The following is a 15,016-nucleotide window of genomic DNA, read 5'->3' on the forward strand; positions in this document are numbered from 1 at the left end:
CCACCGGTTCTCCGGCGCCGCACGGCTTGGCGCGTATATAAGAACAGGCGGCATCGCGCGCAAGCATTCTGCGCAACGCTTCCATGAACCTTTCCGCGCCGGCCCGCGACTGATGTCCAGGTGCCGCATGGCGCGGCCCCGGAAAGGAAGCCCCCCATGACTAGCAACCCAGAGACTCCATGGTCTCCGGGACCAACAGGAGCTCGGCGCGACCACCGCCTTCGGGACGGGGTCGATGCGCTGGGCTTCCCGCTGATTCCGTTGACCCTGCGCAGGAGCAGGCGTATCGTCACTGCGAGGAAAGCAGACAATTCGATCAGGGAAGAACGAGCCGGACCACCGCGCCTTGCCCTGATTTGCGCGGCAAGTCCGGACGTCTCTCCCCTGGACTACGGGGGTAGTGTCATGTCTCGCATCCGCGGCGCGTTCGTGCTTTTTTTTGAGTTCGACAACCGCTTGCGCGGTGCCTTGCAGGCCGGTGGCCTGCTGGCTCTGGCGCTTGCCGCCAACCTGTGGCTGAGCGCCGCCGCCCAAGCGCAGGAAACCCAGATCATCTATCCCGGCTCGATGGCGGTCACCGGCTTTCCCGGCACCATCATCCCCAATTTCGACGAGGGGCTGCCGCCCGGCGTCGATCCGGTCGACGAAACCTTCATCGACATCTCGCGCGCCACCTTGCGCGTCTTCGACGTTTCACACCTGGGTGGTCCGGCTTCGGGCCAGCTCGTCTTCACGCCGCCGCCCTTCGAGGTGACAGCAGGCCAGATCGGTGAGGTGTTCGGCCTCACCTATGATGACGCCGTGCGCGACGGTGTGCCGTCTGGCGTTCCCAACCTCTATGCGGCCGCTACCTCGCTGCATGGCATTGAGATCGTCACGCCGGACGCAGACAAGGACGGCAGGCCGGAGCGGCAGCGCCGCGGCACGGCGGGCGCCACCTTCATGGAGGGCCAGTTCGGCACCGAAAACGGCGGCGGACCGGGCACCATATGGAAGATCGACGGCATCACCGGCCAGGTCGCCAAATTCGCCGACCTCGACACCAACAGCGGACCCGGCATCGGCAATATCACCTTCGATCCCGCCCACCGCCAGTTCTTTGCCTCCGATCTCGACACCGGCCTGATCCATCGCATCGACGCCGACGGCAGACTGGTCGACACGTTCGACCATGGCGTCGCCGGCCGGCCGGCGCATGGGCTGGCCCCGGTCGCCGACGACGGCGCGGTGATGGACCTACAGGGCGCGGCCTTCGACTCCGAGGACCCCGACAGCTGGGGCTACACCCAGGACGAGCGCCGGGTCTGGGCCGTCTCCTATCATGGCGGCCGGCTCTATTATTCGGTCGGCGAAAAGTCGGAAATCTGGTCGGTGGGCATTGCTCGCGACGGCACCTTCGCCGGCGATCCCCGCTGGGAACTGACTGTGAAGGCCGACAAGGACTACGCCGTCACCGACATCGCTTTCGACAACAGCGGCTTCCTGTATCTCGCCCAGCGCGGCCCGATCGAAAACCGCTATGATTACAGCCGCTTCGCCGATTCCGGCAAAGGCGAGGTCATCCGCTACTTCAGGGAAAATCCCGACGATCCCTCGACGGAATCGGTCTGGGTGGAAGCGCCGCAGGAATATGCGGTCGGCTTCCCGCAAGGCAACAGGCAGTCGGCCGGCGGCCTCGATCTGCAATATGGCTACGATGCCGACGGCAATCTCGACACCTCGGTCTGCACCCAGACCTTGGTCAACACAGGCGACAAATTGCGCGACAACCCCGAGTTCGCCGAAAAGCTCGCCGTGGGCGGGCCGCTTGCCGTGCATGGCGTGCAGATCACGCCCAAGGAGCTGGTCAAGCCGGACAACGTGCCGCCCTTCGGCTCCTGGTTCGTCGATTTCGACGGCTATTTCGAGGATCCCGAAGTGGAAGGCCATGTCGGCGACGTCGCCGTCTGGCATCCCTGCGAGGGCCGGGCCGGCTATTATGAGGAAATACCGGGCGGTTATGAGCCCCCCTTCTACCCGCCGGATTTCCCACCGCCCGGCAATCTGCCTCCGTGTCTCGATGTGGAGGACGTGCAGTATTACTGCACGCCGCGCGGTCTCGAGGCCGATCTCTATCTCCATGACCATGCCGGCTTCGGCGGCGATTCGATCAAGGCCCAATCCAGGACGCCAGGCGTCGCGGTGACCTCACCTATGTCGCATGCACCGGGCAAGCCCTACACGATCGACATCACCGGCCACTATCCGGGCGACAGAGTGGATGTTGGACTTTGCTTCTACAGGAAGTCCGACAAGGACAAGGGTGGCTACTACCCTTGCTGCAAGATGACCTTGCCGCTCCGGACCCCAGCCGTCAGTTGCGAACGTTGAGGAGGCAAAGATGAACAGTCTTGCCCCATTCCCGCTCGCGGCCAAATCTCCCAAAACCGTCATGGAGACGATCATGAAACCCCTGTCACTCGCCAGGCGCGGCGCGCGCTGGCTGATGGCGGCCGGGATCGCGGTCGCCCTTGCGCCCGCACTGCCGGCATCCGCCGCCCAGACCGTCCAGGCTCTCACCAGCCAGGATGTGCAGCCGCTGCAGTTTGACAATCCGCGCATCATCAACCCGGAACCCGGACGTGTCGTGCCGTTCTTCACCAAGACCGGGGGCCAGCGCAGTTGCGACTATGTCTTCTATACCTTGACCTTCGGACTGCGCGGCAATCCGCAAGGCTTTGCCAATCCGGCCCTCGAGGCCGCGCTGAAGAAAGCCCGGCTCGACTTCAAGGACCAGCTTCCGCACGGTCTTTCGATCGTCAATGTGACCGTCTCCGGCGACGGCACCGATGCATCGGGTGGGGCCTTGCCGGGCGCTGTCGTAAGCGCTTCGGCCGGCCCCAACGACACGGCAACGGTTTCCGATTTCCGGATTTCCGCCAGCGATCTCGATGGTTCGGGCGCACTGAACGAACGCGTCATCACGTTCCGCATCACCGCCAAGATCGACCACGGCGCGTTTCCAGCGCCGGTCAACGTCGACAACCAGGGCATGATCAAGGTCACCGGCGGCACCGGCACGGGCACCATTATCCTGTCGCAGGATCCGGGCAAGCCGGACGACGGCAACATCGCGACCGGGGAAAAGACCTCGATCCGGATCGACCTCACCAAATGCGACAAGCAACCCCCGCCTCCAACCGACCACGGGTGTTTCAAGGTCGAACGCGGCACGGTTGACTGCGTGCCCGGCGGTGGTGCCTTCATCTATCACATGCCTGTCGGCCCCGAAATGAGCGGCAAATGGGTGCAGGTGTCGACGACCTCATCAGGCATCAGCATCGTCCCCGACACTCAGAAGGTGCCGGCGGGCGGCGGCGTGCTCAACTGGAAGATCGTCGGCGCGTCACCCGGCGACGTCATCCACCTCATCGTCACCGGCATCGAGACCTATGCCGGACCGAAGGAGGGCTGGGGCCTGTGCTGCACGCAAACCATCGACATCGTCATCCCGCGTGACCAGAGGTGCCCGCCCAGGGATAAGGAACCGGACCTCAAGGTTGAAAAGCATGCCGACGTCACACGCTGCACGATGGGCGGCGGCTGCGACTTCACCATCCGCGTCACCAATGTCGGCACAGCGCCTTACAACGGTAAGATCGTGCTCGACGAGGTGACGCTGCCGGCCGGCTCGACGCTGAGTTCAGGGCCCAATCCGCCCTGGGTCTGCGCGCCGGGAACCACCCCGATGACGTGCACCTACCCGGTGACCACGCTCGCTCCGGGAGCCTTTGTAGACCTCAAGCTCGGCTTCAAGCCGGCCGGAGGCTGGCAAGGCAGCGTGCTGCGCAACTGCGCAACCTATAATTACGGCGCCAGCGGCAAGCCGCTGTTCGGCAGCCAGGCCAATGACCGGGGCTGCGCCTCGATCCCGATCTGCCGCCGCGGCGACCGCAATCCGGATTGCCAGCCGCCGGTCGAGAAGAAGGTCGACCTGATCCTCAAGAAGCGTGCCCGCACCGAAGTCTGCACCGCCGATGGCGTCTGCACCTTCATCATCGACATCATCAACAACGGCACATCGACCTATAACGGGCCGCTGACGGTGATCGACAACTACCCCGGCGGCGCGCCGGCATCCTCGACCTCCGGGCCGAGCCCCCCCTGGACATGCGGCCCTAACGGCCCCGGCCAGTTCCGCTGCGACAATGCCGGCATCTCGCTGCCCGCGGGCGCTTCGACGCCGATCTTCGTCAAGGCGGTCATGGCGGCCGGCTACCGGTCCGACACGGTCGAGAACTGCGCCGAGGTGAAGGCCATCCCCGGTGAGGTCGATCTCACCAACAACAAGGCCTGCGCCAAGGAACGCATCCGCCATCCCAATAGCGGCCAGCCGACCTTGCGCATCACCAAGGCGTGCAACGGTTCGCTGGCCGGCGCGGCGCTGGTGTCCTGCCGCATCACCGTCGCCAATGTCGGCACGGCTGCCCCCACCGGTCCGGTGCGGGTCGACGATGCCGCCACGCTGGTTTCGGGCGGCGCGCCTGTGCAGATCCAGACCGTGACCCCTGACGGCGCGGAATGGGCATGCGGACCGGTTCCGGCCAATGCGTTGTCGTGCCAGATACCAGGCGCCGTCATGACGCCTGGGACCTCAAGGCATTTCGACGTGACGGTTTGGGCCAATGGCGAATTCGAGAACTGCGCGCGCGGCTCCTATGGGCCGGCGCAGGGCGACGACGTCGTCTACCCCATCGGCCAAGCCTGCGCCAAGGGCGGCGGCTCCTCGACCATCCGTGTCGAGAAGACCGGCGACCGCGAATGCAGGCTGAGCCAGCCCTGCTCGTTCGACATCACCATCACCAATGACGGGACGAGCCCCTTCTCGGGCCCGGTCCGCATCGGCGATGCGATCGGCGTCGATGGGCTTGGCCGGCTGGAAGGCGTCGCGATCACTTCGATCGAGCCGCCCTTCGGCTGTTCGCCGGAACCGACGACCTTGCCGGCCTCCTGCATCGCCAACCTGACGCTCGGCGCCGGCGAAAGCCGCTCGTACCGTGTGACAGTGGTCATCCCCGACGATGGGCGTCTTGCCAACCTGCAGGGTAATGTTAACGGCCGGAACTGCGTTGGCGTGCTCTCTCCCGAGACACGGGTGCAGAACGGCGGCGACGTGCTGTCCAACGACGCGACCAACGTGCAGGGCGATCGCGGCAAGGCCTATGCCTGCCATCCCTTCATCATCACGCATGAGGTGAAGAACCAGTGCTCGCGGGGCTTTGTCATGAACGACGCCGGCAGATGCGTCTGCCCGGAAGGCACCACCTTCCGCAATGGCCAGTGCACCGGCGGCGGCACCAATGTTCTGCCGACACCTCCGCCGCCGCGCTGCGTGCTGCTCGAAGGCCAGATCCGCACCGAGGACGGACGTTGCGTCTGCCCGCGCGGCACGGAGCTGGAGAACGGAAAATGCGTCGGGACCGACAAGCCCGAGCAGTGCACCATCCGTGGTCAGGTCCACAATGCGGACGGGGACTGTGTCTGCCCGCAAGGCACCGAGGTGCGAGACCGGGCCTGCCGCCAGATCCGGCCAAAGCCTCAGCAGTGCCGCATCCCTGGCCAGTTCCGCAATGCCGATGGCGATTGCGTCTGCCCGCAAGGCACCGAGCTGCGCAATGGCGCCTGCCGTCCTGTCGGGCCGAAGCCCGAGCAGTGCACCATCCGTGGCCAGGTCCACAATGCGGACGGGGACTGCGTCTGCCCGCAAGGCACCGAGGTGCGAGACCGGGCCTGCCGGCCGATCAGGCCGAAGCCTGACCGGTGCACCATCCGAGGCCAGGTCCATGACTCAGATGGCAATTGCGTTTGCCCGAAGGGTAGCGAGGTGCAAGGCAATGCCTGTCGGCGCAAGCAGCCGCAGTTGGAGCAGTGCGACATACGCGGCCAGGTCCGCAACAAGCGCGGCGAATGCCTCTGCCCGCGCGGGACCGAGGTGATCGACGGCGCGTGCCGCAAGCCCAGGCAAGAGAGCGAATGCGCGCCGGGTTCGCAGATGGTCAACGGCCAGTGCCAGCCGATCTTCAGGCGGCACTGTCCGGAAGGCATGGTCGGGCGCTATCCGAACTGCCGGCCGATGCGCGGGCAGCCATCGCTGGAAATCGATCCGGGGCAGTTGCTGCAATTGCTGCCGCGGCGCAGGCAGTCGATCGACCAGCAGCAAGACCCGGTGCCAAACAGGGTGCTGAAGCTCCAGCAGCAGTAAGCACCCGCGCGACACCAAACGAAAACCCGCTGGAGCAATCCGGCGGGTTTTTCTTCATGATCCAGGCAGGCGAAGGTTGGCGGCGACAGGATCGGGAACGCCGCGACGTTACCCTGCCTGTGGAACCGCTGTACTGGCGCCCTCGACAAGTCCCCGGGAGCGCTTTAGGCAGTCGGTACGCAGCGATCGTAGCAAAAGGGCGCCCGGAAAGGCCGCGAGATGAGCAAAAAAACCTTGATCGCACCGTCGGTGCTGGCATCGGATTTCTCGAAGCTCGGTGACGAGGTCGAGGCGGTGGCGGCGGCCGGTGCCGACTGGATCCATCTCGACGTGATGGATGGGCATTTCGTGCCAAACATCACCTTCGGCCCGCCTGTCATCAAGGCGATCCGCAATCGCACCAAGGCCTTTTTCGACTGCCACCTGATGATCGCGCCAGCCGATCCCTACCTCGCCGCCTTCGCCGAAGCCGGTTGCGACGGCATGACGGTGCATGCCGAGGCCGGGCCGCATCTCGACCGCTCGCTGCAGACAATCAGGAATCTCGGCAAGAAGGCGGGCGTCTCGCTCAATCCGGCGACGCCGGAAACGGCGATCGAATATGTGCTCGACCGGCTCGACCTGATCCTGATCATGACCGTCAATCCGGGTTTCGGCGGGCAGGCCTTCATCCCGGCAATGGTCGACAAGGTGAGAAGGATCAAGGCGCTGATCGGTGACCGGCCGATCCGCATCGAGATCGACGGAGGCGTCTCGCCGGAAACCGCCCCCTTGGTCACCGCTGCCGGCGCCGACGTGCTGGTGGCCGGTGCTGCCATCTTCAGGGGTGGCAGTGTCGAGGCTTACCGCGCCAATATCGAAGCGATCAGGGCGGCGGCCGACAAGGCCGCCGGCTAACACAGCGCGGTCATTCCGGGGCCAATTGCTGCGGACCGGCGTCGTTGGAAGGGCGTGGTCTGCCGCATATCCGAATCAGGCTGCGCGGCGATCTGATTCGGGCAGTCGCCTGCTGTCTTTGCGCGCGACAGAAAAGATGCTCGCATGGGAGCACAAGAAACAGATGATCCTGCGTGCATACAAACCACGTTAAACTTCTGCTGGTTGTAGAAATATTCGAATTCTCGCGATCGGCTCCGCGCATTTGCGTATATTTCATTGTCCTAAAGTACAATAGCGCGATCTTCTGCTTGAGTGCCGGAAGCGTAGCGCTGTATGGTACACGTACGGAGAGAGAATTTCGGACTCGAATTGCCCAAGACGACAGTAAGGGGACAAGGAGTCGCTTTTGACGTACGGAGCTGCCAATCTGAGCGACGACGGGACCGGAGCCAAGAGCACACTTGCCAGCACGGTCTATCATCAATTGCGTGATGATCTTCTCGGCGGCGCTCTTGAAACCGAAAGCAAGCTGCGCGTCGAGTGGGTCGTTTCCAAGTATGGCGCCGGTGCCTCTCCGGTTCGTGAAGCCCTCAATCGCCTTGCCTCCGAAGGTCTCCTTGGCCGCCATGACCAGCGTGGCTTTTTCATCATGCCGGTCAGCGCGACGGAACTCGAGGAACTGACGCGCACCCGCTGCTGGCTCGAGGAGCGGGCCTTGCGCGAATCCATTGCCCACCGGACCGCCGAATGGGAAGAACAATTGGTGCTGGCGCTGCATCGGCTGGGGCGGGCCTCACGGCTTTCGTCGCAAAGTAGCTCGTCGCTCAATCCGGAGTGGGAGAAAGTGCATCGCACTTTCCATCGGGTGCTGATCTCGGCGTGCCGGTCGCACTGGCTGGTTGGCTTCTGCGACCAGCTTTCCGATCACGCCTACCGCTACAGGCAAATGGCCAATGACGGGGAGAGCATCCAGCGCGACGATTTCGCCGAACATCGGTTGATTGCTGAAAATGCGCTGGACGGAAATGCGGATGGTGCCGTCCAGGCCCTGATCGATCACTACCAGCTGACCGCCGCCATGTGCATGGAACGCTTCAGGCAAGGCGAGGCACCCGCCGGTCCGGGTCAGCGCGCCCAGCGTTGACGGCTGTTTGGTCGGCGCCCTCTGCCGTCCCATCCCTCGAATCTTTTCGGTGGACGCAGGGCAGCCTGTCGCGGCCTTGACGGCAGGGCTGGGAAACGCGAACTCTTCGTCGCGTGCCGCCGAGACCGCGGCCGGCATCACCCTGGGAAGATGTCATGAGCAATCATCTGTTCGATGCGTTCCGGTCCCGGATGCCGGCGCCTGGGCATATGTTGATGGAAACCGATGATGGACGCTCGCTCACCTATGGCGACATGCTGGCACGCTCGGCGCAGCTTGCGCATGCGCTCCTGCAAATGGATGTCGCGCCCGGAGACCGGGTTGCCGTGCAGGTCGAGAAGAGCCCGGAGATGGTTTTGCTCTATCTCGCCTGCGTGCGCGCCGGCGCCGTCTTCCTGCCGCTCAACACCGCCTATACGCTGGCCGAGCTCGGCTATTTCTTTGGGGATGCGGCACCTCGGGTGATCGTCTGCGATCCGGAACGGTCGGCGGACATCCGTGGGATGGTCGAGCCGTCCGGTGCCGTCGTGGTCACGCTCGACCGCGGTGGCCAGGGATCCCTGGCGGACCAGGCATCGCGTCAGTCTTCCGAGTTCCACGATGTGGAGCGCGGCGCGGACGACCTTGCGGCGATCCTCTACACGTCGGGAACGACCGGCCGTTCGAAAGGCGCCATGCTCAGCCATGAGAATCTCGCCTCGAACGCGCGGGTGCTGGTCGAGCAATGGCGGTTCACCAGGGATGACGTGCTGATCCACGCTCTGCCGATTTTCCACACGCACGGCCTGTTCGTCGCCACCAACGTCACCCTGATGGCCGGCGCCTCGATGCTGTTCGAGCAGAAATTCGACGCGGGCCGCATCGTCTCGCTGCTGCCGCGCGCCACCGCCCTGATGGGCGTGCCGACCTTCTATACCAGGCTGCTGAAGCAGGACGGGCTGGATCGCGAGGCGGCGAAAAACATCCGGCTGTTCGTGTCTGGTTCCGCGCCGCTGCTGGCCGAAACGCACAAGGCCTGGCGAGACCGTACCGGCCACGCCATCCTCGAGCGCTACGGCATGACCGAGACCAACATGAACACCTCCAATCCTTATGAGGGCGAGCGGCGCGCCGGAACGGTCGGCTTCCCCTTGCCCGGCGTGTCGCTGCGCATCGCCGATCCCGATTCCGGCAAGCCGCTTGCCCAGGGCGAGGTGGGCATGATCGAGGTCAAGGGCCCGAACGTGTTCCGCGGCTACTGGCGCATGCCGGAAAAGACCAAGGCGGAATTCCGCGCCGACGGCTTCTTCATCACTGGCGACCTCGGCATGATCGACGCCGACGGCTATGTCCACATTGTCGGTCGCGGCAAGGACCTGATCATCTCAGGCGGCTACAACGTCTATCCGAAGGAGCTCGAAAGCGAGATAGACGCGCTCGACGGCGTCCTGGAAAGCGCCGTCATCGGCCTTGCCCATCCGGACTTCGGCGAAGGCGTCACCGCTGTGGTCGTGCGCTCGCCCGCGTCGCGGATCAGCGCGGCCGAGATTCTCGACGCTATCACCGGCCGCATGGCGAAGTACAAGCATCCCAAACGGGTGATCTTCGTCGACGACCTGCCGCGCAACACGATGGGCAAGGTGCAGAAGAACCTTTTGCGCGACAGCTACAAGGATCTCTACATCCCAAGCAAAGCCGGCTAAGCAGATATCGCGCTCCGGCCCGCGAACGCTGGCTCAGGTCGGGTACAACAGTTCGGCGACATGGTCTGCGATGGCCAGGCTCGCCGTCAGGCCTGGGCTCTCGATGCCGAACAGATTGACGATCCGGCCCACGCCATGATCGGCCGGTCCCTGAATCACGAAGTCCGCCGCGGGCTGCCCGGGTCCCGAGAGCTTCGGCCGGATGCCGGCATAGGCCGGCTGCAGCGCGCCATCCGCGAGATCGGGCCAATAGCGGCGGATCGCCTCGTAGAAGACGGCGCTTCGGCTGGGGTCGACCGTGTAATCCACGCCGTCGATCCATTCGACGTCTGGGCCAAAGCGCGCATTGCCGGCCAGATCGAGCGTCAGATGGACGCCAAGACCCCCTTCGACCGGACCCGGATAGATCAGCCGCGAAAAGGGTGACCGCCCTGGAAGCGCGAAATAATTGCCGCGCGCCAGCCACTGCCGGGGGATGACATCCCATGGGAAACCCTCGATCCGACTGGCCACGGCCTGCGCATCGAGGCCGGCTGCATTGACGAAAGTGCCGGCCTCCACGGCGAAGGTCTCGCCATTGGCGTCTCGCGTGTCGAGCCGGATCCGATCGGCTTCGATCGTCGCCCCGGCAACGGAGGTGAGGAAAGCGAAGGACGCGCCTGCTGCTTCCGCGTCACCGCGTAGCGACAGCATCAGCGCGTGGCTGTCTATGATGCCCGTCGATGGCGACAGCAGCGCGCCGGCGCATCTCAGCGCCGGCTCCAGGCTTTCGGCCTCGGCGCGTGTCAAAAGCTCGAGATCGTCCACCCCACAGCGCTTCGCATTGGCCTCGATCGCCCGCAGCCCGTCCGTCTGGCCGGGTTCGCTGGCGACGATCAGCTTGCCGGCGCGGCGACGGCCGATAGTGTGTTCGGCGCAGTATGCATAGAGCTGCCGGCGCCCTTCGACGCACAGCCGGGCCTTCAGGCTGCCGGGCGCATAATAGAGCCCGGCATGGATGACTTCGGAATTGCGTGAACTGGTGACGGTGCCGATCGCGTCGGCCTTTTCGATCACCACCACCTCGCGGCCCGACAAGGCCAGCGCCCTGGCGACGGCAAGCCCGACGACACCTGCTCCGGCGACGACACAATCGATTGTCTGCATGGCCTCGCTCTCAGCGCGGAGCGACAGCCTCGAACACCTTGTCGCCGCCGATCCAGACCCTTCCTATGTCAAGATCGTCCGACAGCGCAACGATGTCCGCTGCCGTCCCATTCGCGAAGCGGCCAAGCCGGTGCGACTGGCCGATCGCCTGGGCCGGGTAGAGCGAGGCCATGCGCAAGACTTCGGAAAGCTCGAGCCCGACAGTGCGGTGCATGAACCGGATGGCCGAGATCATGTCGAGGTCGGCACCGGCCAGCGTCCCGTCGGCAAGCCTGAGGCTGCCATCCCTGCGGTAGATGGTGCGGCCATTGAGCGTGAACGAACTCATCTCGGTGCCGATCGTCGCCATCGCGTCGGTGACCAGCACGATCCTGCCCGGTCCCTGCTTGGCGTCGAGCGCGATCCTGATCGTGGCGGGATGGACATGGATGCCGTCGGCGATCAGCCCCGCCGACAAGGCGCCGATGTCGATGGCGGCGCCCGCCAGCCCGGGCTCGCGGTTGCCGATCTGGCTCATCGCGTTGAACAGATGCGTGACGACGCTGGCGCCGGCCTCGGCGAAGGCTTTTGCCGTGGCATGGCCCGTGTCGGAATGGCCGAGGCTGACGATGATCCCGGCCTCGGCCAAGGCCTTGACGCGGGTAGGGTCGACGGATTCCGGCGCGATCGTGGTGAGCAGCACCGGCAGCTTCTGGCGCGCCGCGATCAGCATGGCCTGGTCGGCGTCCGTCATCGGCCGGATCAGCGCCGGATCATGCGCCCCCTTGCGGGCAATCGACAGATGCGGACCTTCCAGGTGCAGGCCGAGAAAACCCGGCACTTTTTGCAGCACTGCCGCTTCGCCGGCGGCGATCGCGGCGGCCGTGATTGCGGGCGTGTCGGTGATCAGCGTCGGCAGCAGCGCCGTCGTGCCGAACGGCGCGTGCGCGCGGCAGATGGTTTCGATCGAGGCGACATCGGGATGATCGTTCAGCATCACGCCGCCGCCGCCATTGACCTGGATGTCGACGAAGCCTGGCACCAGCATGCCGCCGCCGGTGTCGATGGCGCGGATATCCCCGGGCAGCGCGCCTTGCGGCAGCATGGCTTCGACGAGGCCGCCGCGCACGACAAGGACCGCGCCTTCATGCCAGTCGTCGCCGTCGAAGATGCGGGCGCCCGTCAGGGCAAAACGGTCGCTCATACGGTCTCCGTCACCTTGCGAAGGTTGCGCGGCGCGTCCGGATCGAGGCCGCGATGGCGGGCAAAGGCCTCGACGAACATGTAGAAGGAGACGATCAGCGTTAGCGGATCGGTCAGCGGGTGACCGGTGGCGACATGCGGCAGGCGCGTGGCGCGATTGGCGAGCGCCGAGGTGACGAAAACCGGCGCGCCTTTTGCCGCCAGGCTGTCGGCGGCGTCGGCGACCGAGGGCTCGGACGCGTCGCGAGCGGCCAGCGCCAGCACCGGAAAGTCGGGACCGATCAGCGCCAGCGGGCCATGCATCACTTCGGCCGCGCTATAGGCCTCGGCATGCATGCCGCAGGTCTCCTTGAACTTCAGCGCCGCTTCGTTTGCCATCGCCGCCGACGGACCGCGGCCGAGAATGAACAGCGATCTTTGCTTCTCGATCGTCTCGGCCAGCACGCTCATCCAGTCGCAGCCGATCGCCTTGCCGAAATGGTCGGGCAGGCGGGCCAGAGCCGCGAGAAGCGCTTCGTCGCCGGTCGAATGCGCCATTAAAGCGAGACCGGCAACGGCGGAATTGATGAAGGTCTTGGTTGCCGCGACGCTGCGCTCCGGCCCGGCGAGGATGTCTATCGCATAGTCCGAGGCGCGCGCGAGCGGCGAATCTGCGGTGTTGGTGACGGCAATGGTCAGCGCGCCGCCGGCCCGTGCGGTTTCGGCCATCGCGACGATGTCGGGGCTCTTGCCCGACTGCGAGATCGCCAGGCAGGCCGAGCCGTCAAGCCGGAGCTTGCGGCCGTAGATCGAGGCGATCGACGGCCCGACCGAGGCGACGGCAAGGCCCGCGGTCAATTCGACGGCATATTTCATGAAGGTGGCGGCATGATCGGAGGAGCCTCGCGCCACGGTGACGACGAAATGCGGGTCGCGCTCCTTGATGCCGCGCCCGGCTTCGGCCAGCACGGCACCGGAGCCGTCGAGCAGGCGGGCGACGGCTTGCGGGATTTCCTCGATCTCGCGCTGCATATGAGTGGCGTTGGCAATCATGGTCGGCCCTCTTCGCTCGGCCCTGTCAGCCGCAGTTCGGCGACGAAATCATAGGCGTCGCCCCGGTAGATGGAGCGGGTGAACTCGATCACCTTGCCGCTCGCCAGGTAGGAAATACGTTCGATATGCAGGCCGGCAATGCCCGGCGGCACTTCGAGCAGGCGCGCATCGCCTTCGCCGAGATTGGCGGCGGAGATGCGCTGCACCGCGCGCACCGGCCGGTTGCCGGTCAGTTCCAGTGCCGCGTAAAGCGACGAACCGATGCCAGCCGGATCCGGCAGCACGCTGGCCGACAGCGAAGCGCGTTCGATCGCCAGCGGCGTGTCGTTGGCGATGCGCAGGCGGGCCACGCGTGCCACCAGTTCGCTCGACGAGAGGCCAAGCACCATCATCTCGTCGGGCGAGGGCGCGTAGAGGCCGCGGTCGAGCCAGGCCGAACGCACCGCCATGCCGCGCCGCGCCATGTCCTCGGTGAAGGAGGTCAGCCGCGACAGCGACTGCTCGACGCGCTCCATGCGCGGCGCCACGAAGGTGCCCGAACCGTGGCGCTGCACCAATACGCCGCCCTTGACCAGGTCCTGCACCGCCTTGCGCACGGTGACGCGCGAAATGTCGGCCTTGGTGGCGATGTCGCGCTCGGATGGCAGCGCGTCGCCTGGGCCGATCAGGCCGCGGTTGACGGCGTCCTCGATGCTTTTCCTGAGCTGCAGGTAAAGCGGCGCGCCGCTTTGCGAGGATTGTTTGAGCGTGGCGAAGATCTGGTCGGCGGCATCGCTCATCGCGCAGCCTCCACACGTCCAGCGAAAAGGCGTGCCGCCATCTGCACAGCACCGCCTAGCGCATCGTCGAGCGGTTCCTTCAGCAGGGCGCGGTAGCGCTCCGACAGGCGCGGCGCATAGAGCGGCGCCAGCCCGCCGAGCAGGCAGAGCGGTGCTCCGGCGGCGAGGTCGAGCGCGCCAAGCGAGGCCTCGACATCGGCGACCGCCTTGTCGAGTATCCAGTTGGCGACGATGTCGCCTTTTTGCGCATGTTCGAATACTTTCGGCGCGAAGCCGCCGAAATCGCCGGGCTTGGCGTTGGTCGTGAATTCGACCACGTCCTCGGGATTATTGCGGAAAACGGCCATCATGCTGTCGGTCAGCGGCGAGGCTAGGCGCACGCCATCATGCGCGAGCAGTGTCTGCTCCAGCAGGTCGCGGCCGATGCGGGCGCCGCTGCCCTGGTCGCCGACCTGAAATCCCCAGCCGCCGATGGCGCGGGACTTGCCATCCTTGCGCGCCATATAGGCGGTACCGGTGCCCAGGATCGCCATCGCACCGTCACCGGAACCGACCGCGCCTTCGAGTGCGATCTCCGCATCGGTCTCCACGCGGCTGGTGCTGAACGGCAGGATCGCCTCGAGCTGCTGCCGGTACGTGCCGACATTGGCGCCGGCAAGGCCGAGGATGGCGGGTGTTTGCGGGATCAGGTCCGGATCTTGCCCGGCGGCGATGAAAGCCTGCCGCGCCGCATCGACGATGTTCGAGCGGGCGCCGGTGAGGTCGGTGCGGATGTTGGCGGCGCCGCTTTTGGCGCGGCCGACGACAGCGCCGTCCGCCGTTGCCAGCGCGGCCCTGCAGCTGGTGCCGCCGCCATCGATACCGAGCACGAATTTCACACGATTTCTCCTCCGGCAGGATAATACCAATAAAATACCAATAGCCAAGGGTT

Annotated in this window: 10 protein-coding genes; 5 read left to right on the plus strand and 5 right to left on the minus strand. The window is 65.5% G+C overall.

All coding sequences use genetic code 11. The features are described from left to right. The first annotated feature begins 156 nt into the window (after positions 1-156). The 5 genes from AC3CB8_RS04585 (at position 157) to AC3CB8_RS04605 (ending at position 9,946) form a co-directional block, all read left to right on the plus strand. Positions 157-2,370, plus strand: a complete 2,214-nt coding sequence (locus AC3CB8_RS04585) for an NHL repeat-containing protein (protein WP_352563383.1) — start codon at positions 157-159, stop codon at positions 2,368-2,370. Positions 2,371-2,380: 10 nt separating this feature from the next. Continuing rightward, positions 2,381-6,241, plus strand: coding sequence for a DUF7929 domain-containing protein (locus tag AC3CB8_RS04590; protein WP_352563382.1), 3,861 nt, complete (start codon positions 2,381-2,383; stop codon positions 6,239-6,241). A gap of 219 nt (positions 6,242-6,460) precedes the next feature. Beyond that, the gene (gene rpe, locus AC3CB8_RS04595; protein ID WP_015314661.1) at positions 6,461-7,138 is read left to right on the plus strand and encodes a ribulose-phosphate 3-epimerase; all 678 of its coding nucleotides are present in this window, start codon (positions 6,461-6,463) and stop codon (positions 7,136-7,138) included. 388 nt (positions 7,139-7,526) lie between these two features. Then, complete coding sequence (locus AC3CB8_RS04600; protein WP_023772074.1) at positions 7,527-8,264, plus strand: GntR family transcriptional regulator; 738 nt, start codon at positions 7,527-7,529, stop codon at positions 8,262-8,264. A gap of 155 nt (positions 8,265-8,419) precedes the next feature. Further along, positions 8,420-9,946, plus strand: coding sequence for a malonate--CoA ligase (locus AC3CB8_RS04605; RefSeq protein ID WP_023772075.1), 1,527 nt, complete (start codon positions 8,420-8,422; stop codon positions 9,944-9,946). Positions 9,947-9,979: 33 nt separating this feature from the next. Here AC3CB8_RS04605 and AC3CB8_RS04610 read toward each other — a convergent pair whose 3' ends face one another. Genes AC3CB8_RS04610 through AC3CB8_RS04630 form a run of 5 tightly spaced genes read right to left on the minus strand, consistent with a single transcriptional unit; the run spans position 9,980 to position 14,963 of the window. Continuing rightward, complete coding sequence (locus AC3CB8_RS04610) at positions 9,980-11,092, minus strand: NAD(P)/FAD-dependent oxidoreductase (RefSeq protein ID WP_352563380.1); 1,113 nt, start codon at positions 11,090-11,092, stop codon at positions 9,980-9,982. A gap of 10 nt (positions 11,093-11,102) precedes the next feature. Beyond that, positions 11,103-12,275 (minus strand): N-acetylglucosamine-6-phosphate deacetylase, encoded by a 1,173-nt coding sequence (nagA, locus tag AC3CB8_RS04615; protein ID WP_352563379.1) that lies wholly within the window; start codon positions 12,273-12,275, stop codon positions 11,103-11,105. Beyond that, positions 12,272-13,306 carry an SIS domain-containing protein gene (locus tag AC3CB8_RS04620; protein WP_023772078.1) on the minus strand — a complete coding sequence of 345 codons (1,035 nt, stop codon included), beginning with the start codon at positions 13,304-13,306 and terminating at the stop codon, positions 12,272-12,274. The genes nagA and AC3CB8_RS04620 overlap by 4 nt, the downstream gene beginning before the upstream one ends. Continuing rightward, complete coding sequence (locus AC3CB8_RS04625) at positions 13,303-14,085, minus strand: GntR family transcriptional regulator (RefSeq protein WP_023772079.1); 783 nt, start codon at positions 14,083-14,085, stop codon at positions 13,303-13,305. The genes AC3CB8_RS04620 and AC3CB8_RS04625 overlap by 4 nt, the downstream gene beginning before the upstream one ends. Beyond that, a complete protein-coding gene (locus AC3CB8_RS04630; protein ID WP_023781945.1) occupies positions 14,082-14,963 on the minus strand; it encodes a glucosamine kinase nucleotide-binding domain-containing protein in 882 nt (293 codons plus the stop codon). The genes AC3CB8_RS04625 and AC3CB8_RS04630 overlap by 4 nt, the downstream gene beginning before the upstream one ends. Between the last annotated feature and the right edge of the window lie 53 nt (positions 14,964-15,016).

It is taken from the genome of Mesorhizobium sp. P160927 (genome assembly GCF_057766385.1).